The sequence below is a fragment of the Synechococcus sp. W65.1 genome (assembly GCF_047461615.1).
Classification (GTDB): Bacteria; Cyanobacteriota; Cyanobacteriia; order Thermostichales; family Thermostichaceae; genus Thermostichus.
In genome coordinates, this window is record NZ_JANSHI010000007.1 from 96,840 (window position 1) to 120,197 (window position 23,358).

The 23,358-nt window shown below is 58.6% G+C and carries 29 protein-coding genes; 9 read left to right on the plus strand and 20 right to left on the minus strand.

From position 1 onward, the window contains the following. From NW806_RS05600 to NW806_RS05615, 4 genes are all read right to left on the minus strand, one after another. Nucleotides 1-44, minus strand: a 44-nt coding sequence (locus tag NW806_RS05600) for a hypothetical protein (RefSeq protein WP_414410362.1), incomplete at its 3' end; no start/stop codon positions are given. 215 nt (nucleotides 45-259) lie between these two features. Beyond that, nucleotides 260-2,782 (minus strand): dynamin family protein, encoded by a 2,523-nt coding sequence (locus tag NW806_RS05605; protein WP_414410331.1) that lies wholly within the window; start codon nucleotides 2,780-2,782, stop codon nucleotides 260-262. A 134-nt stretch (nucleotides 2,783-2,916) separates the two neighbouring features. Continuing rightward, nucleotides 2,917-3,576: an SDR family oxidoreductase gene (locus tag NW806_RS05610; RefSeq protein WP_414410332.1), complete on the minus strand. Its 660-nt coding sequence runs from the start codon at nucleotides 3,574-3,576 to the stop codon at nucleotides 2,917-2,919. A 167-nt stretch (nucleotides 3,577-3,743) separates the two neighbouring features. Next, nucleotides 3,744-4,808 (minus strand): CsgG/HfaB family protein, encoded by a 1,065-nt coding sequence (locus NW806_RS05615; protein ID WP_414410333.1) that lies wholly within the window; start codon nucleotides 4,806-4,808, stop codon nucleotides 3,744-3,746. 310 nt (nucleotides 4,809-5,118) lie between these two features. Here NW806_RS05615 and NW806_RS05620 point away from each other — a divergent pair, with 310 nt between their 5' ends. The 5 genes from NW806_RS05620 to NW806_RS05640 all read left to right on the plus strand — a co-directional run bounded on the left by NW806_RS05620 (nucleotide 5,119) and on the right by NW806_RS05640 (nucleotide 7,600). Beyond that, the gene (locus NW806_RS05620) at nucleotides 5,119-5,301 is read left to right on the plus strand and encodes a 50S ribosomal protein L32 (protein ID WP_414394282.1); all 183 of its coding nucleotides are present in this window, start codon (nucleotides 5,119-5,121) and stop codon (nucleotides 5,299-5,301) included. A gap of 102 nt (nucleotides 5,302-5,403) precedes the next feature. After that, entirely contained in the window at nucleotides 5,404-5,820 is a 417-nt protein-coding gene (locus tag NW806_RS05625; RefSeq protein ID WP_414394284.1) for a J domain-containing protein, read from the plus strand. Nucleotides 5,821-5,908: 88 nt separating this feature from the next. After that, nucleotides 5,909-6,172 (plus strand): DUF3143 domain-containing protein, encoded by a 264-nt coding sequence (locus NW806_RS05630; protein ID WP_414410334.1) that lies wholly within the window; start codon nucleotides 5,909-5,911, stop codon nucleotides 6,170-6,172. A 6-nt stretch (nucleotides 6,173-6,178) separates the two neighbouring features. Next, nucleotides 6,179-6,937: a hydroxyacylglutathione hydrolase gene (gene gloB, locus NW806_RS05635; RefSeq protein ID WP_414410335.1), complete on the plus strand. Its 759-nt coding sequence runs from the start codon at nucleotides 6,179-6,181 to the stop codon at nucleotides 6,935-6,937. A gap of 132 nt (nucleotides 6,938-7,069) precedes the next feature. Continuing rightward, nucleotides 7,070-7,600, plus strand: coding sequence for a hypothetical protein (locus NW806_RS05640; RefSeq protein WP_414410336.1), 531 nt, complete (start codon nucleotides 7,070-7,072; stop codon nucleotides 7,598-7,600). On the opposite strand, the gene NW806_RS05645 is transcribed toward NW806_RS05640, so the two are convergent. After that, nucleotides 7,597-8,193 (minus strand): chromophore lyase CpcT/CpeT, encoded by a 597-nt coding sequence (locus tag NW806_RS05645; RefSeq protein ID WP_414394291.1) that lies wholly within the window; start codon nucleotides 8,191-8,193, stop codon nucleotides 7,597-7,599. The two genes, NW806_RS05640 and NW806_RS05645, sit on opposite strands and share 4 nt — an antisense overlap. Before the next feature lie 136 nt (nucleotides 8,194-8,329). Between NW806_RS05645 and rlmN the strand changes: the two genes are divergently transcribed. Continuing rightward, nucleotides 8,330-9,412 carry a 23S rRNA (adenine(2503)-C(2))-methyltransferase RlmN gene (gene rlmN / locus NW806_RS05650; RefSeq protein WP_414410337.1) on the plus strand — a complete coding sequence of 361 codons (1,083 nt, stop codon included), beginning with the start codon at nucleotides 8,330-8,332 and terminating at the stop codon, nucleotides 9,410-9,412. Here rlmN and NW806_RS05655 read toward each other — a convergent pair. From NW806_RS05655 to NW806_RS05690, 8 genes are all read right to left on the minus strand, one after another. Continuing rightward, nucleotides 9,409-9,708, minus strand: coding sequence for an ATP-binding protein (locus tag NW806_RS05655; RefSeq protein ID WP_414410363.1), 300 nt, complete (start codon nucleotides 9,706-9,708; stop codon nucleotides 9,409-9,411). The genes rlmN and NW806_RS05655 overlap by 4 nt on opposite strands. A gap of 58 nt (nucleotides 9,709-9,766) precedes the next feature. Beyond that, nucleotides 9,767-10,309 carry a sensor histidine kinase gene (locus tag NW806_RS05660; RefSeq protein WP_414410338.1) on the minus strand — a complete coding sequence of 181 codons (543 nt, stop codon included), beginning with the start codon at nucleotides 10,307-10,309 and terminating at the stop codon, nucleotides 9,767-9,769. A 202-nt stretch (nucleotides 10,310-10,511) separates the two neighbouring features. Then, nucleotides 10,512-11,306, minus strand: coding sequence for a PAS domain-containing protein (locus NW806_RS05665; RefSeq protein WP_414410339.1), 795 nt, complete (start codon nucleotides 11,304-11,306; stop codon nucleotides 10,512-10,514). Beyond that, on the minus strand, nucleotides 11,290-11,436 hold the full coding sequence (locus tag NW806_RS05670) for a hypothetical protein (protein ID WP_414410340.1): 147 nt from the start codon (nucleotides 11,434-11,436) through the stop codon (nucleotides 11,290-11,292). The genes NW806_RS05665 and NW806_RS05670 overlap by 17 nt, the downstream gene beginning before the upstream one ends. Continuing rightward, nucleotides 11,405-12,034 carry a hypothetical protein gene (locus tag NW806_RS05675; RefSeq protein ID WP_414410341.1) on the minus strand — a complete coding sequence of 210 codons (630 nt, stop codon included), beginning with the start codon at nucleotides 12,032-12,034 and terminating at the stop codon, nucleotides 11,405-11,407. Before NW806_RS05675 ends, NW806_RS05670 begins: the two co-directional genes overlap by 32 nt. Before the next feature lie 6 nt (nucleotides 12,035-12,040). Then, nucleotides 12,041-12,289, minus strand: a complete 249-nt coding sequence (locus NW806_RS05680) for a hypothetical protein (RefSeq protein WP_414410342.1) — start codon at nucleotides 12,287-12,289, stop codon at nucleotides 12,041-12,043. Between the two features lie 158 nt (nucleotides 12,290-12,447). Beyond that, a complete protein-coding gene (locus tag NW806_RS05685) occupies nucleotides 12,448-12,873 on the minus strand; it encodes a hypothetical protein (RefSeq protein ID WP_414410343.1) in 426 nt (141 codons plus the stop codon). A gap of 231 nt (nucleotides 12,874-13,104) precedes the next feature. Next, nucleotides 13,105-13,698, minus strand: a complete 594-nt coding sequence (locus tag NW806_RS05690; RefSeq protein ID WP_414410344.1) for a thioredoxin family protein — start codon at nucleotides 13,696-13,698, stop codon at nucleotides 13,105-13,107. A 153-nt stretch (nucleotides 13,699-13,851) separates the two neighbouring features. On the opposite strand from NW806_RS05690, the gene NW806_RS05695 reads away from it, so the two are divergent. After that, nucleotides 13,852-14,739, plus strand: coding sequence for a TatD family hydrolase (locus tag NW806_RS05695; protein WP_414410345.1), 888 nt, complete (start codon nucleotides 13,852-13,854; stop codon nucleotides 14,737-14,739). On the opposite strand, the gene NW806_RS05700 is transcribed toward NW806_RS05695, so the two are convergent. The 4 genes from NW806_RS05700 to NW806_RS05715 form a co-directional block, all read right to left on the minus strand. Next, a complete protein-coding gene (locus NW806_RS05700) occupies nucleotides 14,736-14,900 on the minus strand; it encodes a hypothetical protein (protein WP_414394298.1) in 165 nt (54 codons plus the stop codon). The two genes, NW806_RS05695 and NW806_RS05700, sit on opposite strands and share 4 nt — an antisense overlap. 39 nt (nucleotides 14,901-14,939) lie before the next feature. Next, nucleotides 14,940-15,029 (minus strand): cytochrome b6-f complex subunit PetN, encoded by a 90-nt coding sequence (locus NW806_RS05705; RefSeq protein WP_414404797.1) that lies wholly within the window; start codon nucleotides 15,027-15,029, stop codon nucleotides 14,940-14,942. A gap of 97 nt (nucleotides 15,030-15,126) precedes the next feature. Then, the gene (locus tag NW806_RS05710; protein WP_414410346.1) at nucleotides 15,127-15,294 is read right to left on the minus strand and encodes a hypothetical protein; all 168 of its coding nucleotides are present in this window, start codon (nucleotides 15,292-15,294) and stop codon (nucleotides 15,127-15,129) included. A gap of 78 nt (nucleotides 15,295-15,372) precedes the next feature. Beyond that, nucleotides 15,373-17,379 (minus strand): ComEC/Rec2 family competence protein, encoded by a 2,007-nt coding sequence (locus tag NW806_RS05715; protein WP_414410347.1) that lies wholly within the window; start codon nucleotides 17,377-17,379, stop codon nucleotides 15,373-15,375. A gap of 226 nt (nucleotides 17,380-17,605) precedes the next feature. On the opposite strand from NW806_RS05715, the gene NW806_RS05720 reads away from it, so the two are divergent. Together NW806_RS05720 and NW806_RS05725 are read left to right on the plus strand one after the other, a co-directional pair. After that, nucleotides 17,606-17,806: a hypothetical protein gene (locus tag NW806_RS05720; RefSeq protein WP_414394303.1), complete on the plus strand. Its 201-nt coding sequence runs from the start codon at nucleotides 17,606-17,608 to the stop codon at nucleotides 17,804-17,806. Nucleotides 17,807-17,882: 76 nt separating this feature from the next. Beyond that, nucleotides 17,883-18,728: a prepilin peptidase gene (locus tag NW806_RS05725; protein WP_414410348.1), complete on the plus strand. Its 846-nt coding sequence runs from the start codon at nucleotides 17,883-17,885 to the stop codon at nucleotides 18,726-18,728. Here the strand turns inward: NW806_RS05725 and NW806_RS05730 are convergent. The 3 genes from NW806_RS05730 to uvrB all read right to left on the minus strand — a co-directional run bounded on the left by NW806_RS05730 (nucleotide 18,712) and on the right by uvrB (nucleotide 23,350). After that, nucleotides 18,712-19,356, minus strand: a complete 645-nt coding sequence (locus tag NW806_RS05730; RefSeq protein ID WP_414410349.1) for a DUF721 domain-containing protein — start codon at nucleotides 19,354-19,356, stop codon at nucleotides 18,712-18,714. The genes NW806_RS05725 and NW806_RS05730 overlap by 17 nt on opposite strands. A 17-nt stretch (nucleotides 19,357-19,373) precedes the next feature. Beyond that, complete coding sequence (locus NW806_RS05735) at nucleotides 19,374-21,179, minus strand: mechanosensitive ion channel family protein (protein WP_414410350.1); 1,806 nt, start codon at nucleotides 21,177-21,179, stop codon at nucleotides 19,374-19,376. Nucleotides 21,180-21,262: 83 nt separating this feature from the next. After that, nucleotides 21,263-23,350 (minus strand): excinuclease ABC subunit UvrB, encoded by a 2,088-nt coding sequence (uvrB, locus tag NW806_RS05740; protein WP_414410351.1) that lies wholly within the window; start codon nucleotides 23,348-23,350, stop codon nucleotides 21,263-21,265. Between the last annotated feature and the right edge of the window lie 8 nt (nucleotides 23,351-23,358).

A 23,358-nucleotide genomic window follows, 5' to 3' on the forward strand; every position in this document is an offset into this window, starting at 1 on the left:
AGCCTTACTCTACCGGCTTGCCAACCCTTACTGCCTGGCAGCAAGAGATGACAATTAATCCCTTCACCAAACCAGTCAGCTTCTTCCAGCTTAGCTCTTCTTTTTTGGTTAGGGCTTCTTGGGCCGCTCCCACCAAGCCAGCAACCCTAAAAGTTTCTCGCCTGGAGACAATCCCTTTTGGGTACTGACCTAGAGGCATCACCCTAAATCCCACACTTCTAGCTGGGGATCCAAAAACAGGCCTCTCTATCTCAGGTCATCAAGTTAGATCGTCAAGGATACCATCTAACTCTGCAAAGCTCTCCGCTGAAGATGCAGTGCTTGCAGGAGCAGACACTTGATCTGTGTTTCTCTCGCTTGAGCTTTCCGAAATCTCAGTCGACTCTACAGTGGCAGAGGAATCAGGGAGAAGAATCAAGGGCAGCATCTCACGATTGAGGCCCAAAGCTTGCATGCAGAGGTTAATCCCAGAGGCAGCTCGGTTGTATTTGTCTATGTTTGCCTCCAATTCTTGCAGACGCTGCTGGTTAAGGGCAATTTTTTCTTCGGCCTCTTTTCTCAAAGTTGCCTCCATAAACTGCTTCGCCTCAGGGTACTTTTGCAAAATCTCATCAGCTATCTGCCTAGCAACCGGCAACAGCTGAGTCTTGAGAGTGTTGTTGGTTTCCTGACGGAAGTTAGAGCGTATTGTCTGGCCAACTTTTGGCTCAAAGTCAAGCTTGAGTAACTGCCGGATTCCAGGCTCAGCGTCTCGAATAGCAGAAATGTCGTAGGATTGGGCAGTTTGCTTCAAAACTTCGCGAAACTGGTAAATTGAGAAAGTACCCTCGTCATAGAAGCGAGGACTCTCTCTCAAGTACCGGTCACACTCTTTTCGAGCACCGCTGACCAGGGAGGTGCAAACTTTGTCCTTAACCTCTAGGAGCTTCTTCTCTATTTCCCCATCATACCCGAGCAGACGGAGTAGCTGCTTGTAGTAATCTGAGCTACGCACTCGATCGATAAGCCGGCGGAAAGAGTTCTCCACAACTGTAATGGCGGATTCAACTAGTATATCCTCTAGGTGGTTCGAGAGATAGTAGAAGGCCTCAACCAAGACAGCTAGAAATGGGGCTGTGGAGTTACGCTGATGAATACGAACAGCTTGGCTATAGGTGCCATCCACGGAGAAGGTGTCTAGAAGTTCATCCAGCCTACGCACCATCTTGGCTTGCAACTTGCGAAAATCAGATTCAAAGTCTTTATCCATGCCGTTAATAATTTCGTTAACCATAGTTTCAATGTGGTCATAAAAGTCTTTTCCTATCTTGTTTAGCTGCTGGTTGATAAGCGTTAGCTCATACTCAATCATGCCACTGACTTCCCTAGGCTGACTGTCTAATTCCCTGTAGAGATCAAGATAAGACTTTCTAAGCTCAACACAAAGGGGCCGCAAGTCATTAGCAAGGTCTAGAAACAACTGCGGACGCTTTTCTTCTGTTAGATAACGAGTAATCCCACTACGAAACTCTTCTATGCCGCTATCCTCGATCATGTAATCAACCAAAGGCATGCCCCACTCGCTGAGGATTCGGACATAGTTATCTATAGGCGTTTCGTAGCCATGCACTAGAGGGCGAAAGGGAGTGCCAATCAGTCTTCCCGAGCTACAGTACTTGACAAACTCCATGACAAACTGAGGAGTCTGTTCCTTACTGCCCAGTTCCCTTATACTTTCTGAGAAGATCGTGTCTAAGCCAAATCTGTTCCCTCGGCTGGTTCCCTTGATCTGTGAGCAGTAGAAGCCAAGCAGGGCACTTGTCTTGAATATACGGGCTCCACGGAATTGCTGATCAATAATGATTTCTAGTCGCTGCCTTAGCTGCGGGTTGTACCAGGTTTCATCAATGCGGTTAAACACATAAAAAACTCGGTCTCGAATGCTGCTATTACTCTGGATGCGCTCAATAAGTTCTGTTTCCTCCTTAGTTAGCTCGCCAGTTGAGGCGCATTTGAGGACACAGACAACTGCGGAAGTATCCGGGTGAGCAATTTTTTGATATGTACGTTCAGCGTCTGCTCTAACTGGTGCATCAATACCAGGAGTATCGACGATAACATTTCCGTCCTTTAGTAGAGGATGATGACAGTAGTACTCGATCTTCCGCAAAACCGCACTGTTGGCACCTCGACGGGCAAAACTTGCAGCTTCTTTTAGGTTGCCTAAGTTAAGCTGCTCCATAGAGAATACTCCGTTTTCAGTTGGGTAGATCCTGACACGGTTTTGCTGAAAACCTTCAATCAACAAGCGCAGCGCATCTGCCTGCTTTGCCCGCTCTGACTTGCTCTTGCCACCTTCTTGTTGAACAATGGCCTCAGCTTGCTCCTTGAGGCGACTGAGTGTAGCCTCCTCTAAGCCGTTGCCACTAGGGAGCGCTAAGCCTAGGCGACCGCAAAAAGCAGCCATTTGTTCCTGCACCTGCTGCTCGCTGAGGAAGGTCAGCACTACTCTTTCGGCATCAGGTTCTGCATAGGAGATGTAGCACTCGGTTCCTGTGGCGTGTCCCTCAGCGCTGTAGAGAAGCTCCCTTTCCAGTAAGGCATTGATTAACATCGATTTGCCAGCACTGAAGGCACCAGCAAACACAATCTCAAAGGTTGGAGAAATTGCTTTGCTCAGTGAAGCCTGAACCCGCTTTGTGTCTTGCTTACTTGAAAGCGTGGGATCCTGCTGCCAGAGGTTGAGAATGGCTTCAACTTGTTCTCTTAAGTTCTCACACTGGGGTGGGAGCTGCATGGTCATAGCGGGAACCTCCGAAAAGCTGGGAAGATTATAACCCGCTAGGCCTTGAGGTGAAGGCTTTCACGCTACTTTTTTCCGGTGAGACACTCACCCCACGCTCGACGGCTGACGGAGGCGTTCTTGCAGTGCGGGACCTAGCCTGCTACGGCAAAAAGCTCACTCCACTCCCACCTGGGAACACCAGGCTTAGCGATGATCTCGAAGATGCGGTCTTTCGCCGCCGGCTGAAATAAGCTTTCAACAGCCACTTGGGCTACTTTGGTGCGAGGAATGCTGCCCTCAAATAGAGTGTCTGGTGGAGAGAGGACAATGCCATCCTCGTTGTCTTGGTTCTTCAGGCCCCCTGGCCGAATGATGGTGTAGGTGAGGCCGCTTTTTTGCAAGTACTCTTCGGCTTGCTTTTTCCACACCAAAATTAGCCAAAACAAATTGAGGGGGTGGAACAGCCGAGAAACACACAGGGAGGAAATTAAAACAAAGTGCTGGATCCCTTTGGCTTTGGCTACATCCACTAAGTTTTTGGTGCCCACATAGTCCACTCGGTAGGGCTGCAAGGGATCCCAACTGGGCCTGGCTCCCGTAGCACAGAGCACCACCGTGCATCCCTCCATACCAGCCTCCAGCGTGGTCGGATCCAGCACGTCTCCCACCACCACTTCCGCTTTGGGGGGCAGAACCTGAGCGGCCAACTCGCGGCTGCGCACCAACGCCCGTACCGGGATGCCGCGATCCACTAGCTCTTTGACAATACGCCGCCCCGTTTCTCCCGTAGCCCCTGCAACAAAAGCTTTCATCCTTTCCCTGCCAAGCTGCTCTGATTGCCCGTAGCTGCCCAACTTCTGGGCTAGCCTTGCTAACTATCTTCTCAAAATTTGCCTAGACCGGGATGACAGAAGCAGTTAAGCCTCAGGCCTGGCATGAAAAAGTGCTGAAAACTTTGAAGGCAACTTGTTTTGCAGTTTCACCGCAGGGGCTTGGCTACATCCCCAACCCTAAAGCCCGAGCCGCTGAGGATGCGGCCAACGCTGGAGCTTGTGTCCACCTCTGTCAGTTGAATCTGCCCGGCTGGCTCGGTCAATTTACGCAAGACTGCTCCTGTGGCCGGATCCTTAACCTCGCGGACAACCCGCTCCACAGAAAGGATCAATCCCACGCGGTAGCCGTCGCGGCTGCCCTTGTTCAAAATCACCTGGTTGCCGTAGACATCGGCCACTAGGGCATCAACCGTTGGCAAAGAGCGGGGCTGGGCCGCTAAGCGTTCGGCAAAGCCGGCCAGCTGCTGGGCAATTTGCTCCACCGCCTGTTGGCTTGCTAAAACCAGCAGCTTCTCTTCATTGCTGGTAGCAGATCCGCCGCCAAAGCCGGCCACTGCAACCGTGCTATCCGACTGGCTAGCGTTGCCTTTGCCCTCAACCACGGCTAAGATCTCGGCAGTGCTGGTGCTCACCAGGCGGGCGTTGAGCTGCACGTTGGCATCGACGTCCACCGACTCAACCCCCACTGCTAGCGGAAAGTTGCCAAAAGGGGTTAGAACCGGTGCCCCCCCTCCAGAACGACGCACTGCTACATCAAACTGGGTTACACTGCCGAGGATCACGGCATCGACTCCTAGGATGCGGCCCACCTGAGCAGCAGTGTTGGCGTCCAGTAGCCCAGATCGACCCAGGTTCTGCTCGGCCAAGACTGCATCTAGCCGCGAGCGCTCGATGACGGAAAAAGTGCCATCTCTCACCAGCCGATCCACCAGCAGATCGCTCACCCCACGGGCAGCCTCACCCAGGCTATAGAGAGAGCTGTAGGAATTGCTGAGGCTGCTGAAATCAAAATCCAAAACCGCAACGCGAGGGCGAGCGGTGGGCTGCGACGCTTGCCCAACCTGGCTGGGAGCAGAGAAATTGCAGCGAATATCTTGAGGAAATTGCTGGCAGAGAGAGGGGTTAGCAGATTGGGCGGCCGCTGGGATCCCTGTCCAACCTAAGCTGACCAGAGGGATCCCAAACAGCAAGATGGAAAAGAGGCTGTGCATGGTTGATCGATCTCCTAGAGGAGAGTGGCCGCAGTTGATTCTCAGCTTGCACCCAAAGGCGTCTCCGGGCAGTGGCCGACGTCGCCTGGCCGCCTGTTTTCAGAATACCGATTCAAGGCTGTTGGCAAAAGGGATTGAGAAGGTTTGCGTAGAAGAGTTGACAGATCTCAACAGCTAAGATTGGGCGGAGGTGCTCGCCCTTGGGGAGTTGGCGGAAAAAGCTTGACCCGCTTCATTGAGCCGGGTTCAGATTGGGATCGAGGGTGCAAACCCAGTGGTAGCCTAGTAAAGCTGTGTTTTTGTACAAGCTATGCCTGTTCCTAAGAAGAAAACCTCCAAGGCCCGCAGTCGCAGGCGGTATGCTGTTTGGCTAGCCAAAGCCAAGATCCACGCCCAGCGAGCGATGACCATTGGGCGCGCCATTCTCAGCGGTCGCAACACCAGTTTCTACTACCCCAAAGCCAAGTCTGAAGAGGAGGAGGGAGAAGAATAGAGGCTGGCAGGGGGGATCCCCATAGCTCAAAGAGTGGTTTACATTAAGGTCAAGCTCTCCTAGGAGCCATTCTGTTGCCCCTAGTCTTGCCCAGCAACTTGCATGCGCTCGTTGAGCTCTCTGACCTACTACCAGCGGCTGGGCCTGTCCCCAGGAGCCTCTCCTGAAGCAATTCGGCGGGCCTACCGGCAGTTGAGCAAGCGCTACCACCCTGACACCTCTCCTCTGGCGCCGGAGGTGGCGCTTCGCTGCTTCCAAGAGTTGCAGGAAGCCTACCTTGTTCTCAGCAACCCTGCCAAGCGGGCTATCTACGACGCAAGCCTCCAGGCAATGAGGGCCAAGGCGGGATCGCTCGAGCAAAGAGGCTCGCGGGAGGCAGAGGCCCTTGAGCTGCCCATGGAAACCCGACCGCTTTCTGCTGGTGAGCTCTGTGCCCTGCTGCTGATGGCTGCTACTTTTGTGCTCTGCCTAGTATTGGCAGGCGTTTTGGCTTGGCTGCGGGAGGGGAGAGTGGGCTAACTGAGCTGCCCAGCCGCGGGAGGCCAGGGAATGCTGGGCATCTAAAGTGCTTGAATAGAGTAGCGGGGGTAGCTTTTGCCATCTCGCCATGCCTTTGCCGCCTGAAACCACACCTCTGTACAATCACTCGCTCCCCTCGATCGAACAGTGGCTGGAGGAACAGGGTTGTACCCGCGATCCCGAGGATGTGGAGCAGTGGTTTTGCGAACGACCTGGCTGGAAAGCTTGCCTGCGCTTGGAAGAAACTAGCATTTGGGTGCGCTACACCTACCCCAACGGCAACACCAAGACTTTGTCTTTCCCCTACTCCCTCAGCCGCAAGGATGTAGAACGGGCCATTTTCGAGGAGTAAGTGGCCATGCGCATTCTGCAACTGCCTGCCCTGCGCGACAATTACATCTACCTCCTCTACGATCCCGAAACGGCAACGGCGGCGGTGGTGGATCCGGCAGTGGCCGAGCCGGTGCTGGATAAGCTGGCTGAGCTGGGGGCGGAGTTGGTAGCTATCTTCAACACCCACCACCACCACGACCATGTGGGGGGGAACCGACAGCTCTTGGAGCGCTATCCTCGTGCGGCTGTCTACGGCAGCCAGGCGGATCGGGGACGGATCCCTGGCCAGACGGTGGAGCTCAGGGCAGGAGAGACAGTGGAGTTTGCGGGCCGGCAGGCGACGGTGCTGCTTGTGCCCGGTCATACCCGGGGACATGTCGCCTACTACTTCCCTGAGAGCGGGGATCTCTTCTGTGGCGATACCCTGTTTGCGGGGGGATGCGGGCGACTCTTTGAGGGCACTCCAGAGCAGATGGTGGGATCCCTGGATCAGCTACGGCAGTTGCCGGAAGCCACGCGGGTGTGGTGTGCCCACGAATACACCTTGAACAATCTCAGATTTGCCCTGACGGTGGACGGGGACAACCCTGACCTGCAGGCGCGCTATCAGCAGGTGGCGGCCCTGCGCCAGGCGGGATCCCCAACTGTGCCCAGCACCATCGGCGAAGAGCGCCGCACCAACCCCTTCCTGCGCTGGGATCAGCCGGCTTTGCAAGCGGCCACCGGAGTTCTAGATCCGGTGCAGGTTTTTGCTCGGCTGCGAGGCATGAAGGATCAGTTCTAGGGCGTGCCGAACGCGAACGGGGCCAAGCTGTGCTCGGGATCCTTTCTGACTGGCCAGCGCCACCTACCTTTCTGCAAGAGGAATGCCCCTCAATGGAGAGGGGAGACGTCACGCCCTAGGCTGGGAGTGTCTATGACCTTCCCCATTTCGCCTTTGATCCGCTTCTCGGTGCAAGCCCTGTACTGGGCACTAGTCTTGCCCCTACCTCTTCTGCTGGCCCGCCAAGGCACGCCTCTAGCGCAGGGAGCTCTGCTGGCAGCCCTGCTGCTGGGCTGGGGGCTACTCCTGGGATCCCTGAGCCAACAGATCCAGGTGGACGCGGTGGGCATGCGGGCCACCTACCCCGCCTGGGTGCCGCCCTTTGTGCGGCAGGAGTGGCAGATCCGCTGGGCAGAGGTCGAGCACCTTGAACCCCGCTCCACTAGCCAAGGAGGTCTGGTGTACTACCTGGTCAGCCGCAGTGGGGATCGCGTCCTTTTGCCCATGCGGGTGAGCCGCTTCCGGGAACTGGTAGCGCTGGTGCAGCGCCATACGGGACTGGAAATCGACGGGCTGCGCCCCTATGTCCAGCCTTGGATGTACGCCCTGTTGGTCGGCTTTGCCCTGCTGCTACTGCTTTGGGATGGGATCATCGCCTTCTGGATTTGGACGGCACCTAGCTAGCTCCAGCGGGGCAAGTAGCAGGAAAAATCCTGTTTTTTAACAAACCGAAAGGGGCCCGAAAGGGATCCCCAGACCACTTGATCCGTTTCGGGGTCACGGCCCTGATCCAGGCTGTGGAAGTAGTCGGCTCCAATCTCGAACTCGCTGTACAGGTAGGTGGTTCTGCCTTTGCGCTCGACAATACAGCCTTTGCCGGGCACGCTGCGGCCCCGGTAGCAGGATCCCGTCCATTCCACCTGAATCACACAGCCGGGCAAGAGTTCCAGCTCTGCCGCCGTCAGGTTGGCCAGTTTTCCCGGATCTCGGCCAGCACATTTGTAGAGCTCAGGGGATCCCAAGGCGTAGTTTTGGATGCGGATCCCCTCCGGCGTCTCGAAAAGGTGGATGACCCGCTGCCGGTAGGGCTGGTCGGGGTAGATGTCATACAGTTGCTCCACGTAAAACCCTATCCCCTGAAACACCGACCACGGCAGAGGGCACTGGTAGACGTGAATGTTGGCAAACCAGACCGGCTCGGCCATGGCCTGCTGCTGATTGTTGAAGTGACCGGCCATCCACGTAGCTAGTTGTGCCAGTTGCGGCGAAACCGACATAGCGCAAGCCAAAGTCCTAGTCGTGCAAGGGCAAACTCATTATCCAAGACCCTGGCCCTGGCTGCCAAAGCAAGCCTTTGGGGCTTCAAGCTAGAGTGGAAGAACCCAACTTTTGGGATCTGTTGCCCACTGGCCTATGTCCGCCCCACCGCTTCCCTTGCTTGGGCAATCCCTAGCTGCCTTGAAAGACTGGGCAGTTGCCCAGGGGCAGCCGGCCTACCGCGGGCAACAACTGCACACTTGGCTCTACCAAAAAGGGATCCGCTCCCTGCAGGAGGTGACGGTTTTTCCCAAGGCCTGGCGCGAGGCGCTGGGGGATTACCCAGTGGGGCGCTCCCAGGTGGTGCAGCGGACGGAGACCCGCGACGGCACAGTTAAGTTGCTGCTGCAGCTAGCGGATGGGGAGTTGATCGAGACGGTGGGGATCCCGACCGCCAAACGGCTGACCGTCTGCGTCTCCTCCCAGGTGGGCTGCCCCATGGCCTGCGACTTCTGCGCCACCGGCAAGATGGGCTACCGGCGCAACCTCAAGCTGCACGAAATCCTGGATCAGGTGTTAACGGTGCAGGAAGACTTTGGCCGCCGCGTCAGCCACGTGGTTTTCATGGGCATGGGGGAGCCCCTGCTCAACCGCGACACCGTGGTGCAGGCCATTCGCAGCCTCAATCAGGATATTGGCATCGGCCAGCGGCACATCACCCTCTCGACAGTGGGCGTGCCCCGGCAGATCCCCTGGCTGGCCCAGCAAAAGCTGCAGATTACCTTGGCCGTCAGCCTGCATGCCCCCAACCAGGAGCTGCGGCAACAGCTGATCCCTTCCGCAGCCCACTATCCCCTGGAGGCTTTGATCCAGGACTGCCGCGACTACATGCTGAGCACGGGGCGGCGGGTTAGCTTTGAGTATACGCTCATAGCTGGGATCAACGACCTGCCCATCCATGCCCGTCAATTGGCCCACCTGCTGCGCCAGGCCAGCCAGTCGGGGGCACGCCTACACGTCAACCTGATCCCGTACAACCCCATCGCCGAGGCCAACTATCAGCGCCCTCACCCAGCGCGGGTGGCGGAGTTCGTCCGCCTGCTAGAGGAACACCACGTCCAGGCCAGCGTGCGCCAGACCCGTGGCCTAGATGGCAACGCTGCTTGCGGTCAGCTGCGGGGATCCTTCTTGCGCGCTTCCAGCTTGCCTGCCCCTGAGCCGGCCTTTGGCCGTTCCTAGGCGGCGCCCGCAGGTTCAAGGCTTTTTGCAGTTGCTGCCGGCGGGGCAGAAGGTAGCCAGACGCGGAAATGGGTCCATCCCTCTGCGCTGCTGACGGAGATTTGCCCCCCCATGTGCTCTACCAGTTGCTTGACCAAAGCCAACCCCAACCCGGTGCCGCCGTGCTCCCAGCGATCCGCCTTCGGGATCCGATAGAACTTTTCAAAGATGCGGGGCAGCTCCGCCTCTGGGATCTCGCTGCTGTTGCTACAGACAAAGAGGACCCCTTCTCCTTCTGGAGTTACCTGCAGGCGGATGGATCCCTCAGGGGCGGTTACTTGACGGCGTTGTGCAGCAGCTCGCGCAGGATGCGGCCTAGAGCCTTGGGATCTGCCCTAAGAGGGGGGCTCCCTCTTCTAGGTGCAGCTGCAAGTTCTGCTTTTTGCCCTGGACTAGAGGCTGGGCTGTCGCCACCAGATCCCGCAAATAGTGCGGCAGGAAGATCTCTTCCGGCTGGAGCAGATACTTCTCGGCTGAAAGCCGCTGCATGTCCAGCAGGTCGTTGATGAGATCAATTTGTCGGTTGCATTCTTTGAGAGCGATAGCGAAATAGTGCTGCTGTTTCTTAGGGTTATCGCAGGCTATTTGCAGCATCTGCAGGGCCATGCGCACGTTGGTCATGGGGGTGCGTAGCTCGTGGGAGACGGTACTCAAGAAATCATCCTTGAGCAGGTTGAGCCGCTCCAATTCCTTCACTTGGGCCTGGGTCGTCTCGTACAGACGGGCCTGGCGCAGGGCCAGGGCGCACAGGTTGACCACCTGATAGGCCAGTTGTCTCTCGGCTTCGGAAAACTCCTGCTGCCGCTCCAACAGCAAGAGCCCCAGCCGCTCTTGGTGGTTTCGAAGGGAGCAAGCCAAGAGGTGTACCCAGCGCCCGCCTCTTTGAGAACACCAGTGGACTTCCCAGGGCAAGGCATGGGAGTGCAGCAGGTGCCCAAGCTCAGGGTCGTTAAGGGAGGCGGGATCCGCCTTCTCTGGAAAAGAGCAAGCCCGGATCCACAAGAGGATCCATCGGCGCTGGTCAAGAGAATATGACAGCCAGTCAGGTTGAGAGCCTCGGCTAGGCTCTTGACCACCTCTTCCAAGATCTCTCCCTCTTTGAGGCTGGCCACCATCTGGCCGCTGAGGGAGCGCAGCACTGCCTCAAAGCGCAAAGCCTGCTCCAACTGGCGGTGCGCAGCGCCACCTGGGCTTCTCGCTCGCGGTTGAGGGCTTCTAGCTGCTGTTGGGCCCGCTTTTGCTCGATGATCTCCCGCCCCACCGACAGGATCTCCACCAGTTGGCCTTGGCTGTCGAAAATGCACCGATCTACCCAGCTTACCCAGCGGGATTGTCCGTCTTCGCCGGGGTACTCCCGCTCGCTGCGGTGGAAGGGGTGCTCAGGCGTGAGGACGGCCAGCGCCTGCAGTACCGCCTCCCGTTCTTCTGGCGGCAGAGAATCCCTCCAGCGCCTGCCTATCGTTTCTTCTGCTGAGCGGCCAAAGAAGCGCAGGTAGGCCGGGTTGGCATAGGTTATGGAAGTATCGGGCCGAAAGCGGCAGATCAGCTCCGTCTGCTGCTCCACCACAGCGCAGTACTGCTGCTGCTGTTGCCAGAGGCGATCCAACAAAGCCTGTTGGTTAGCGACCGCCTGCTGCCAAGCTTTGGCCAGGGTCTGCACCTCTTGGATGGGGCTGGGATCCATAGAGGCCAAGGCTGGGATCCCACTGTGCACAAATTGCTCGGCTATTTGGGTAAGGCGGCGCAGCGGGCGAGAGAGGGCTTTGTCCAGGAGGATCCCAACTCCCAGAAAGCCCAGTAGCAGCCCCCCTCCCCACAGAGCCGCCTGCTGCGTGCTGCTATAGACGGGGGCCAACAGGGTGCTCTCCGGGATCCCGTGTAGGGAAATAGAAATTTAGCCCCCCTTCCTCCTGAATGGCCTTTACCTGCACCCAGTGGGGGATCCCGTCCACCTCAAGACGCAGCAGCCCTTGTGAGGCCGCCATCTCCCAGGATCCCACCTGCTCTTGCACAGCCAGCAGCAGCGGTTGAGGAGATAGCTTCTCCGTGCTGGCCACCACCTGGCCCTCCCCATCCAGCAACAAGATCGCCCCTGGATACTCCAAGCCGGCCTGCAGATCCTCGTAGAAAAGCCTGCAGGTGATGAACCGGGAGGGAAGCCACCAGGCTGCCGCAAACTTGGCCCTTCGCGTTCGCCAAGGGCAGCGCCGTCAGGATTAGCCGCTCCGGTTTTTGGTGGGAAGACTCGACAAAAAAGTTGCTCACCAGCCAGGTACGGCGGGCCTCTGCCTGTTGCAGGATTTCGGGAAACCAAGACAACTGCTGCAAATCTAAAGAGCTTAGTTGCCGCGTCAAGCCAGTGGGATCCCCGCTTTCTGGACCCCGTTGGCGGCCTTGGACGGACCCCGGCTTCAGGCCCGGCGTGTGGTAGGTCCAGATGGAGCCATCGGCGTGGCGGCGGGCGGTTACAAACCCCCCATGAACTGAGACAAAGCCGATGTCGCTCAGCTTGGGAAACTGCTGCAACTGGCGGGCAAAATAGGCTTCCAGCACTTCTAGCCGCGGGGCGGCCAGATTGGGCAAAAGTCCTCAGCGCAGCACCTCCTTATTGAGGGCATTTACCTGAAGGGGGGCCTGCAGATATCTGTGTAGGTGATCCTCGGCTCGGTCGTTAACCTCACTCTTCAAGTGCCTAGCCAACTGCAGCGCCATCCGCTGCCCAGCCCGCCAGGAGAAGTAGGATACTCCGCCTGCCCCTCCTACCACTGCCAGCACTAAGGGTGCTAGCAGCGCTACCCGCAAAGGGATGGAGCGGAGCGGCAAGGGAGAAGATTGCATCAGTGCTCTACCTGATGGGAGAACCTCCCCAACGAGTCCTCCGGCGCTAGTAAGCACCCGACAGAACAGGACTCTATAGAAAGGCCAAAAGGGCTATAGTACTTCACAGGTGTAGCTTACTTCTGTACTAGCTGCTACCAAGGCTGGATTTTGAGCGGCTAAGCCGACCGGGTAAGCGTTAGCTGCTCTGCTTCGACCTCGTGGCTGAGCAACTTTTCAATCAACTGATCCAGAATCTCTAGCTCACCCTCCGTGTAACGTCCCCGCAAAAGTAGTTCGTTGATGAGGCTCTCCTGTTCCCGGCTGAGGAAGCCACTCTGAAACACTTGTTCAACCACCTCTCGAATGCTGGACGCCGGATCGGCAGGGGCATTCACGGCTGCCTCCGCTTGAGTCCTACTTTGAGGAGCGAGGTGGCGCTGCTCAACCTGCTCTGCCGGTGCTTGAGTCCTGTCTGCAGCAGGGGCTGTGTCCTGCCATTTTGGAGAGACCTCCCGCAGTTCCCCCAGGGAAAGGTTTTCGCTCAGGATCCTTGCCAAGCGGTAAGTCCGGTAATCCACGGTTAAGTCGAGAGTAGCTTGCATGCTGCTTTCTACGTATCTCTAATGACTGCGGTCCTATCTTATCCCCTATTCCGGGATATCACGTAAGCAATTTCTACGTTTTTCGTACGCGATCTGGCGGAGACAAAGGTAAAAAAAAGTGAAAATCAAAACAACCCCCCTTGCGGGAGGGGAGGTTGCTTGAGGGCCTACTGGCCTGCTCTAGGGCGAAGATGGGGGTCTAGGGGAAGTTTGGGATCCGCCCCAGGACTTTCAAGAGGCTTGCTTGAAGTAGTCGGGCTCGTTGCCGGGCTTCCACTTGATGTTGCAGCCAAGGCTGGGCTTTTGGTTGGGATCGATGGGCTTGCCCGCCAGCAGGTTATCCAGCGCTGCCCGCAAGTCTTTGCCAGTCACTGGCACATCCGGCAGGCTGGGGCGGCTGTCGTCCAGTTGACCCCGATAGACCAACTTGCGATCCACGTCGAACAGGAAAAAGTCAGGGGTGCAGGCAGCGGTGAAGGCTTTGGCCACCTCTTGGCTTTCGTCGTAGCAGAAGGGGAAGGTAAAGCCCAAGGTCTCGGCCATCTTCTTCAAGTTCTCGGGGCTGTCCTCGGGGTATTTCTCCACGTCGTTGGCGCTGATGGCTACAATGCCGACGCCGCGGTCCTTGTAATCTCTGCCAATGCGAGCCAGCTCCTCTTGCACGTGCTTCACGTAGGGGCAGTGCTGGCAGATAAACATCACCAGCAAAGCGGGCTTGTCGGCAAAGGTAGAAAGGGAAATGGTTTGTCCAGTTACCACATCCGGCAGGCTGAAGTCAGGGGCGGGGGTGCCCAAAGGCAGCATCGTTGAGGGGGTACGAGCCATAACGAACCTCCAGCGTAAAGTTTCCTTAATCATCATGGCTCATCCCGCTCCCCAGGAGCTGTAAGCACGGGATCCTGCCGACAGATCCCAAACAGGCACGGAACAGCCTTTACAATTAGATAGAGTTCGCAACATTTTGTCCGGAGCTGAGCTTTGAGCACCGCCGTCTTGCCCGCTGCCCCCCTGGTGGACACCCACGTCCACTTAAACTATCCCGACTTTGCAGAAGATCTGCCCCAGGTGGCCGAGCGCTGGCGCCAGGCCGGGATCCGGCAACTAGTACATTCCTGCGTCACGCCAGCGGAGTTTCCCCAGTTGCAGGCCATTGCCGACCAGTATCCCGAGGTGTTCTTGTCGGTGGGGCTGCATCCGCTTGAGGCGCGCCAGTGGCAGCCGGCTCTGGCCGAAAAGATTGCCCAGTTGGCCGCGGGCGACAGGCGGGTGGTGGCTATCGGGGAGACGGGCTTGGATTTTTACAAGTCCGACCCGTCAGATATCGAGCGGCAAAAAGAATCCTTCCGCGCCCACATTGCCATTGCCCGGGAGCAGGATCTAGCCCTGATTGTCCATTGCCGCGAGGCGGCAGCGGCCACCTATGAGATTCTCCAAGAGGCCATGGCCACAGGGGAATCGCTGCGGGTGGTGATGCACTGCTGGAGCGGATCCCCGGAGGAGACGCGGCTCTTTGTGGAGCTGGGCTGCTTTATTAGCTTTAGCGGCATCGTGACCTTTAAGAACGCGGAGACGGTGCGCCGCTCGGCCTTGGAGGTGCCCCTGTCCCAGCTTCTGGTGGAAACCGATTGCCCTTTCCTGGCCCCTACTCCCTTCCGCGGCAAACGCAACGAGCCAGCCCACGTGCAGCGGGTGGCCCAAACCCTGGCGGAGTTGTTGCAGATCCCCTTGGAGGATCTGGCCCAACAAACCAGCCAAAATGCTGCTCGCCTCTTCCGCCTTCCCCAGCAAGGCGACGGCGGAGGAGGTCCTCCTGCTCTGAGGGCCGCCGGCAACCAGCCCAATCGCGAGGCGTGTGCAAACCGCTAGCGGCGCTTGGAGCGGCGAGCCTGACGTTCTGCCTCGTTGCGCCGCCGCCGATCCCGCCAGTCGATCAAGGTGATGTAGCCAACGCCCAAAGTTATGGCCGCTAGGAGCAAAAAGATGCCCCCATAGGCAAGGCGGAGGATCCAGGGCAAGGCGGTTTCCATGGGGCTAGAGGCACTGAAGGACGGCGGGGAGGCTCAGGGCTACATGCCGTTGCGGCCCCAAACCACAAAGGCAATCGAAAAGGCAAAGAAAGCAGCAACGGCAACCCAGCCAAAGGTGATGATGTCCATAGGTCTAGCCGAGCAAAGAGGGCTTATCGGGGTGATCCCATTTTAGGGGATGGGATCCCCACCGCCTCCACAATCAAGCCCGCCTGGGGAGGAGGTGCTAGAGCTCTTGCGCTCTCAGGGTTTGCACGCCTTGCCGCGACCAGGTCACTGCTCCAACGCGCTCGGCTAAGTAGAGAGGCCGCTGCCTCTGCCGAAACCAGGTAACCACTGCCTCGCCGGCGGAGCCAGAGCTGATGCCCGCCTGCACCTGAAAGCGCTCCAGCAAGTCCAGGATTAGGGATCCCCCATCCCACCACAGCCAGTCAATTTGGGCCGGCAGCAGGGGAGATCCGGTTAGCTCGGCCTAGACCTGGGTGCTGGCGGATCCCAAAAGCAGCCAGCGGGATCCTTCGGCCTCCAGGGTCAACACCAGGGGGTTGGTATGGACAGCCTGCAGCTTCAGCCGCTCGGAAAAAGGGATGCGGTCGGCGGGCCGCAAGACTTGATAGGGGATCCCGGCAGCTTGCACGGCACTGAGGGAGCGCAGGTAGCTTTCGGAAGCGGCGTTGATCCCGCCCCCGTCCCAGAAGTGCCCAATGGAGAAAGCCGAAAGCAGGATCTCCCAAGCGCCATTGGCAGAGCCCCTAGAGGTCATGGCTACCGCTCCCTCCAGACGGCGCAGGCCCTGCTGCCGCAGAAAAGGCAGCACCGTGCGCTCGGCCAGGCGGGGATCGCCGCTGTTGAGCAAGAGGTGGCGTCCTTCCGCCTGAATGACCAGAATGGGGATGGGGCCACTGGCCAAAGCGGTGATCTGAACTGGCGGCCCCGGCCACAACCTCGGCCCCAGCAAGATGGCGGCCATGATCAGGGTAGTGCCCTGCCAGCGGAAAGCCCGTCGCCACTGCGGCCAAAAGGTGAGGGCCACCAGCGCCCCGTAGAGGAGCAGACACTGGAGCAGCGAGACCCTGCCGGTGTAGTAGGAACTTAAGGGCCAGCTGGCCATCCAGCTCACCCAGTTGATCAAGGGTGTGATCAAAAACGTCAGGGGCTGGGCCAGCAGGGATCCCAGGGCCGGCCAGAGCAAAGCCACAAAGGCCACCCCAAACCCGGCCACCAGCAGGGGCAGCAGTAGGATCAGCAGCAGCGGGTTGGCCAGCAGGGAATAGGTGGGGATGCGGCCAAAGATGGCCACTTGCAGCGGCAAGGTCCAGATCTGGGCGGCCAGAGGAACAGCCAAGGCGGTAGCCACTGCTGGGGGCAAGAAGTCCAAACGGAAAACAATGGGAGCTGTCCCCACCAGCAGGCCCAAGGTGGCGGCAAAGCTGAGCTGAAACCCCAGGTCTGTAATCCACTGTGGCTGATAGAGCAACAGCAAAACCGCTGCCACCAGCAGCGTTCCCAGGGGGTTGAGCCTAACTTTCCCCTCCAGCCGCGGCTCCGTCAGTACCAGCATGGCCGCCACTCCCATCACTGCCGCCCGCAGCACCGAAGGGGTAAACCCTGTCAAGGTAAGGTAAACCCCCAAAACCGCCAGGAGGATCCCCTGCTGCAGGCGCACTGCCAGCCGCCGCGTTAGGACAAACACCACCCCCAGCAGTAGCGACACGTGAAACCCAGAAGCGGCCAGAACATGGGCCATGCCGATTTCTCGGAAGGCATCTTGCAAATCGAAGTCCAACTGGCCAGCCCGGGATCCCAGCACCAGCGAGGCCAAGAGGTTCCCCTGCCGCTCTCCCAGACCGGCGATGAACGCCTCCCGCACCCGCCGCCGCAACACCCAACCTCCCCAGACTTTTCCTCCCGGCTGCGGGATCACCTCGCGGGCGCTGAAACCGGCAAAAGCCCCCTGGCGCTGCAGGTAGGCTTGAAAGTCAAAGCTGCCCGGGTTCAAAGCCGGACTGGGAAGGTAGAGGGATCCCACCAGGCGCACCCGCTGGTTGGGATGGAGATCCCTGCCCTGGAGGGCTGCCGGGCTAGCAGTGACGTAGAGCTTGCCGCTCACCTGGCGGGCAGTGGAGTCGGCCTCCAGCACCTGCTCCGCCTCGAGCCAAAACTGCTGCCGCTCGCCGCGGGTAGGACGGGGCTCCGAAAGGACGGTGCCCACCAGACTCATCTGCGCCTGCGGGGCTAGAAGGCTAATATCCGTCGGGCCGGGGAGAGGCTGCCGCCAGCCCAGGTAGGCCCAGGCCAGGCAGCCCACCAACCCCGCCGCCAGCCAGGTGCGCCCCAAGCGCGGTCGTTGCCGGTAGACCAGGGATCCCACTAGCCCCAGCCCTAGAGGGATCCCCCACCCCCAGCCGCTCACTGCCGGCCAGGCCCGCAGCAACAGGCCTAGGATCCAGCCCAGCCCCAGCAGGTAGGTTCTCTCCATCTGCTCTCAGCGCGCTTGCCCCCACTGTACTCTCCTACCCAAGCGGGATCTATAGCCCTGTCTTAACCTGCCCTGCTGGCTACCCCCCCAGCTCAAGCTCGTTTGGCGACCTCTCTCGGTTCCTTGCCGGTCAACTTCCTGAATTGGGAAATAAAGATGGATGGCCCACCGGCTCTGCGCCGCGATATCCTAAGGATCGAACCACCAGCAGGGGGTGAGACTGCTCATGGACAGCACTTTGCTACAAGCAGCTCGCCAGATCTACCAGCTTCATCTTCAGCACCGCCCAGAGGTGGTGGAGCAGCCACCGCGGGGCGTGGTTATCCATCGCCGTACCCTGCGGGGCGACTTGATTTTCTCGGAGTTTCCCATTCTCTTGCCTCAGGAGACCTTTATTCCCTTGCAGCAGTTGGAGCCGCTGCGCTGAAGCCCTGCTCCCCTGCCCATCTGGAGGGTGTACGCTATACGATGGCAGAGTTAGTCTTTGTTGCCTGGGAACGGCGGTGAGGGCAGACTTCCCGGCCAGCGCCTGGGAACTGCGCCTGTTGGGTTGGGTGCTGGTGCTGATCCTAGGGGCCTGCGTGGGCAGCTTTATCAACGTGGTGGTCTACCGCCTGCCTCGGGGTCTCTCTCTACTCTATCCTGGCTCCCACTGTCCCCACTGCAAGACGCCCCTAGGGCCGACGGAGAACCTCCCCATCCTAGGCTGGTTCTGGCTAGGTGGTCGCTGCCGTCACTGCGGGAATCCCATCGCCTGGCGCTACCCTGCCGTCGAGGCCTTGACCATGGGTCTGTTTGGCCTCAGCGTTGGGGTTCTGGGATTTTCTCCCCGCGGGATCCTCACCTGCTTGTTGTTGGGCTGGCTGCTGGTGCTAGCCCTGGTTGACCTGGATACATTTTTGCTGCCAGAAGCGCTCACCCGCTCCGGCCTACTGGCAGGACTGCTGGCCCGCTTGGTGCTGCCTTGGCTAGAGGGATCCAGATCCCTGGCCGCTACAGGCTCGTCTTTGGTGGCTGGGATTGCAGGCGCGGTGCTGGGCATTTGGCTGGTGGAAGGCATTGGTTGGGTGGCCCGCCAAGTTTTGCGGCGGGAGGCCATGGGCGGAGGAGATGGCAAGTTGCTGGCCCTCATTGGCATGTGGCTGGGCTGGCAGGGGGTGGTCGTGACCTTCCTTTTGGGTTCCGCGTTGGGCTTGCTGGTTAGCTTATTGGCCATGGCCAGAGGACGAGCTCGCCTGGGCAAACCTGTTCCCTTTGGACCCTACCTGGCTCTAGGCGGGGCTGTGGCTGCCTTGGCAGGATCCCCGTTGGTCGAAGCCTACTTGCGCTGGGTCAACCTGCTGGAGTAGACGCTATTCCTGCAGGCGGCAACTCTCTGGGGTAGCGGCGGCTGGATCCACGCAAGGACTGGCGATGGCAAAACCCACAGACCAACCAACGCTCCAGCTCGGCAGCAGGGGTGGGGCAGCCGCAGGCAGGGCAGGGAAACAGGTTTTGCTGGGTTTGTTGCCGTTTCACTAGCCGAGCCCAGCGCTCGAAGGCAGCTTTGGCCTCTTCAGAAGAGGGAGATAAGCTGGAGCGGCGAGGGGTGGTAGGCCGCTTGGGAGTTGAGGATACAGGGGGAGGGGGGTAGAACCTGTCCACCAGTTCCGCATCGGAGGCAAAAGAGTTAGCCAAGCCCGACCTCGCATGCCAAGCGGCAGGGCTAAAGCGGATATCCGCGAGGGGAGGGTGGAGGCGGCTGTTAAGTTTCTTGAGAATCCGTTGGCGCTGGAAGGTGAGGTTCTGAGCCCAAGCAGGGGTAGAAGTGGCCACCTGCAGCACCTGGCGGCGCAGGTTGACCGGGTAGGTTTGCGCGGCTACCGCTTCTCCCACCACTTCCGGCCAGATCTGCCGCAGGGTCTGCATTTGGTTGAGCTCGGCCCAAAGGGGGTGGCCGCTGAAACTGGCCAACACACGCTCCAGGCTTTGCAGCATGGTGTCTCTCCCTAACCCTAATCCTTGTCTTCCGAGAACTGGGCTGCTTCGCTGAGGGCCGACTGGATAGAAGCAGCGTCAGGCAGAGAACGGGATCCGCCGTTGCGGCTGAGGGAAACCAGTCCTTCCAAGCTGCGGATGTGGATGTCTTGCTGGGGGAAGGGGATGCGGATCCCGCGCCGCCGAAACTCGGCCTCGATGGCGAAGTTGAGCTCGCTAATCAAGACAAATTGGTCCTGAGGACGGTTGATCCACACCAACAGTTCAAAGTTAAGGGAAGAAGGCCCAAAAGATCTAAGCCACACCTGCGGGGGCGGGTTGGTCAGAACCCGCGGATTTCCCCTAGCAACGGCAAGTAGGGCTTCGGTAACCACCTTTGTGTCGGAGCCATAGGCTACGCCCACGGGAATGTGGATGCGGCAGCGGGGATCCCGGTAGCTCCAGTTCACCACCTTTGACTCGGTGAAGCGAGAGTTGGGCACAATGACAAAGATGCGATCCAAGGTGCGTAGGACAGTAGCCCGCGGGCCAATGTGCTCTACTGTGCCAAGCAAGTTGTCCACTTCGACTAGATCCCCAATCTGGATGGGACGCTCTAGGAGGATGGCGAGGTAGCTAATGTAGTTGTTGGAAAGGTTTTGCAGGCCAAAGCCAATTCCTAAGCCCACCGCCCCTGCAATCACAGCCAAGGAGCTGAGGTTGAGGCCGCTAAAGGGCAGCACTAGCAGGATCCCAAATAGGGTGAGGACGTATTTGAAGATGGCCGCCGTCGACTCCTGGGTGCCCAAGTCCAGCCCAAGGCGACCCAAAAACCGCTGCTTTAAGCCAACGCTGATATAGTGGGCAACCGTAAAGACCAAAGTGGCCAGGACAAAGAAGACCAATAGGCTAGCGATGGAAACATTGGAATTGGGCAGCGGCTGCGTGAGAACGCCCAGTGCTGTGTCCACCACCTGCCCCAAGCGCGCGTAAAAAGCCCGCTGAAAGGGCCGCAGGGCGGGTATGAAGCTAATGCTGCGGTCCAGCGAGATGCCGGCAATAAGCATTGCTCCTAGGCTGCGCAGCAGGGATCCTCCCATGTCGATCCAGCTTCCCCAACTTGGGTCAGCCCGGAGCTCTAGCCACCTCTGCAGGCGGACGAGGCTACGGTCGAACAGCCGCCAGAGAAAGAACCCCACAGCCACGCTGGCCAGCCCAGCCAAGGTAGTGAGTACTAGCACGCGCGGATCTCGCGTCCGCTGCAGATCCAGCCGATCCTGCCGGTACTCGGCGATGGCTTGTTCCAGCCGCCGTGCCCAACTGTTGGCCACCAGACGCACATCGTTGAGGCTTACCTGAGCCAGCGGCACCCTGCGCTCGGCAGCCGCATCGGCATAGGTGACGGTAAACAAGTACCGTTGGGTGGCCTCAAAGCGGCCTCTTTCTCCCAGCCGGAGAACGTACTGCCCATTGGCATCCTGAGCCACCCGCACCTCTGGCTCCGGCAACTGGCCCTCTTCCAAAAAGCGCTCGATGATTGCCCGCACATTATCAGCCCGCACGTCGCTGGGGTATTCTGCCGTTTGCAGGCGAAACACCGGGACTCCCCCCACTAGCACTGCTGTGCCCTCTTGGCCAGTCAACGGGATCCCCAGCGGGGTTGGGGAAGGGGCTCCCTCGGGGGCAGGATCCCGCAGCTCAAGTGCCTGCGCCAGGCGGTTCTCAAAGGGGGCAGAGAGGGCAGGGGAAAGCCAGAGACCGATCCCCATCGTCAGCCCCAGCGCGAGTACAGCCCCCTTCAGCAAGAGGGAATCTTGAATGGCTCGGCGGAGGCGAACATCCATGGTTTCAGGAATCCTGAGGAGGCTTGGCGGTATGCCCATGGTGGCACAAGCAGGTCCTGCGGCTGGGGAGGCAGGCTGGGAGTTTAGGCACTCCGAGGGTGGCCCAAAAGCCGTTGGCGCAGCTTTTTAATTTGGTCGCGCAGCTGGGCAGCCTCTTCAAATTCCAAGTTTTTAGCTGCCGCTTTCATCTTCGCATCTAGCTCGCTAATGAGCTCTGGAATTTTGGAGAGAGGGATCTCATCCAGCGCAGGCAAGGCTTTTTCCAGATCCTTGCCCTTGAGTTTGCGGGAGATGGCTAAAAAAGACAAAATGGCGTTGCTGTTTTTCTTAACGATGGGCTTAGGGGTGATGTTGTGCTGGCGATTGTATTCCAACTGAATTTGGCGGCGGCGCTGGGTTTCGGCAATCGCTCTTGCCATGCTGCCAGTCAGCGTGTCAGCATACATCACCACCATGCCGCGGACATGGCGCGCTGCCCGCCCAATCATCTGGATTAGGGATCGCTCCGCCCGCAAAAATCCCTCTTTATCTGCATCCAAAATGGCCACCAAGGAGACTTCTGGCAGATCCAACCCCTCCCGCAACAAATTGACCCCCACCAGGACATCAAAAGCTCCTTCCCGAAAATCTTGGAGGATCTCAATGCGCTCGATGGGGGTAATCTCAGAGTGCAAATAGCGAACCCGGATCCCGCATTCCTGCAAGTACTCCGTGAGATCTTCAGCCATGCGTTTGGTAAGGGTGGTCACAATGACCCGTTCCGGGAAGCCCTGCTGCGAGCGCTCTAGGCGCAGGTAGATTTCTGAGAGCAGATCCTCCACTTGACCGGCTGTGGGGCGGACATGCACTTCTGGATCTACGACACCGGTAGGCCGAATAACTTGTTCTACAACCCGGCCTGTGCCCGGTATGTAGAACTTCAGGGGTTTGCCATTTTCCACCACGGTTTCAAACTGAGCTTCGCTTTGTTCTAATTCCCAGTTGCCGGGCGTGGCGGAAACAAAGATGCATTGGTGGACTTTGGCCCAAAATTCCTCGGCTTTAAGGGGGCGATTGTCAAGGGCGCTGGGCAGGCGAAAGCCGTGATCCACCAGCACCTGTTTGCGGGCGCGATCCCCATTGTACATGCCCCGGATTTGCGGCACGGTAACGTGGGATTCGTCCACCACCAAGAGCCAATCGTTGGCCTGGAAGTAGTCCACCAAGCAAGCAGGCGGCTCCCCTTCCTTGCGCCCCGTCAAATGCCGGGAGTAGTTTTCAATGCCGTTGCAGTAGCCCACCTCCCTCAGCATTTCCAAATCGGAGCGGGTGCGCTGCTCCAGCCGCTGAGCTTCTAAAAGCTTGCCCTGGCGGCGAAAGAGATCTAGCTGCTCTTCCAGCTCTTCCTCAATGCTGCGGATGGCCTGTTCTAGTCGCTCTTCGGGTGTTACAAAGTGGCGAGCTGGATAAACCCTGAGGGCGCTGACGCTGGTGAGGATCGCGCCTGTCACCGGGTCAAGGAGGCGAATGGCCTCGATCTCATCGCCAAAAAACTCAATGCGAATTACTCTATCCTCATAGGCAGGCACAATTTCCAGCACATCCCCTTTGACGCGAAACCGCCCCCGCGCCAGTTCCAGATCATTGCGCTCGTACTGGATGCCGACCAGATCCCGCAAGACCTGCCGTTGGTCAATTCGTTGGCCCACTTTAAAGGGGATAGAAGCCTTTAGGTATTCCTCCGGCATGCCCAAGCCGTAGAGGCAGCTTACGGAAGCCACAACAATGACATCCCGCCGTTCAAAGAGGGAGCGGGTAGCCGAGTGCCGCAGCATGTCAATTTCTTCGTTAATGGAAGAAGACTTGGCGATGTAGGTGTCGGTGCTGGGCAAATAGGCTTCCGGTTGGTAGTAGTCGTAGTAGCTGATGAAATACTCGACAGCATTGTAGGGAAAAAGCTCGCGCAGCTCGTTGCACAGTTGTGCAGCCAAGGTTTTGTTGGGGGCCATCACCAGGGTTGGCCTGCCAATCTGCTGGATAGTATGGGCAATGGTAAAGGTTTTGCCAGTTCCGGTTGCCCCTAGCAGAGTTTGAAAGCGATGGCCCTCTAAAATAGACTGCACCAAGCCAGCAATTGCCTGAGGCTGATCCCCGGTGGGCTGGTAGGGGGAAACCAGTTGAAACTCAGACATAGGCCTAA